Annotated in this window: 1 protein-coding gene; it reads right to left on the bottom strand. The window is 19.1% G+C overall.

Going from position 1 to position 1,487, the window contains the following annotated elements:
• A partial coding sequence (locus EZH24_RS14290) for a hypothetical protein (protein WP_161976164.1) occupies nucleotides 1–1,487 on the bottom strand: 1,487 nt, incomplete at both ends.

Here is a 1,487-nt window from a genome sequence, read left to right as displayed (position 1 = left end):
ACGCATAAATTTTCTAATGAACTATTATCAATATTATTATAATCGTTATACAATTCATAAAATATTTTCAGATTGTTATCATTTTTTAATTCCTCAAGAAATTTCTGAAAATTATTATTATTTAAAGTATTGTCTATGTTATTAAAATGACATGCAAAAACAGAACCAAGCATTAAAAATAGCGTTATGTCCGAATAACTTATAAAATTGGATTTCAAATTTAAAAATCTAATAATTACTTCGTCAATACTTTTATAACTTTCTTCTGAACATCTACAATATATAAAAAACATAGTATCAACTTTTTTCTCTAAATTGGTATTATTACAATGCTTATAAGCTATATTTGTAAAAGCGGGAATATTTAACTTTTTATTGTCTTCTATGATACAACATTTATTTAATAATGATTTTAATATATCTTTTTTACCAGAATCATTTAATGAATTTATTATATTTACTATTTCAAATATAATAGTATATTTTCCAGCAAATGAATACCAAAATAAATCGCTTCTAGAAAAATATTTTATTAGAAATTCTTTTGCTAATTTATTTTTTGCATTTGTTTCTTTAATTAAATTTGAATTAATTATTTTATTTAATATTTTAAATTCGTATTCTAATTGATTATGAAGTATTTGTATAATATCGTCAATATTATCATTATTAAATATGTCTTTAAATATATCTAAATTAAAAAAATTATCTATATTTTCATTAAATGAATTAGTTTGGAAATTATAAAATATTTTAAAAGAATAAATAAACCCTAAAAAAATAATATATTTAGGGATATTCATTTTTATAAGGTTATCTATATCTATTTCTATTTTAAGCATATCGGTAGTTTTTGTATGATTTATATTTGAGTTAATTTTTTCGTGTAATAAAGTCATCTTTAAAAATTGGCTATTTATACTATTATGTTGATTTAATACATATCGATTATTAATTATAATAGCTATAACTTCCGAATACAAATCGGATTCTTTACATTTAGATTTTATTATAAAGTCAACTAATGTATCTGGTGATATGCAATATATTTTCTCTAATAAAAATGTCCATCCATATATTGAAAGTCTATTATTTCTATATCCAAAACTGCAAACTTTATTAACCTCTATATATGATTTAACTGAAAATTTATTGTCTTTAATTATATCTAATATTTTATTACGCGTATAAAATGATAATCCGCTTTTTTTATAATATGAATCAATTAAATATTTTTCTACTTCCAATAATAATGAAGTTTTATCAGATATAGAGCTAATATCGTCTTTAATTATTTTTTCTATTGATTTATAAATATCTATATTAGGACTTATATAAGCAAGAATACCAGATAAAGATAAATAAGCTACCGCTTCGTTTTCTTTTTTTAGTTTTTTATATTTATCTAATATATTATTATAGTTTTTGTCTAATATTTCTTCTATATTTTCTGAATTAATATCAATATCTCCTATTAAACTTTTAAT

It is taken from the genome of Brachyspira catarrhinii (genome assembly GCF_005518285.1).
Lineage (GTDB): Bacteria > Spirochaetota > Brachyspiria > Brachyspirales > Brachyspiraceae > Brachyspira > Brachyspira catarrhinii.
This window is presented reverse-complemented; position numbering and strand designations above follow the sequence as displayed.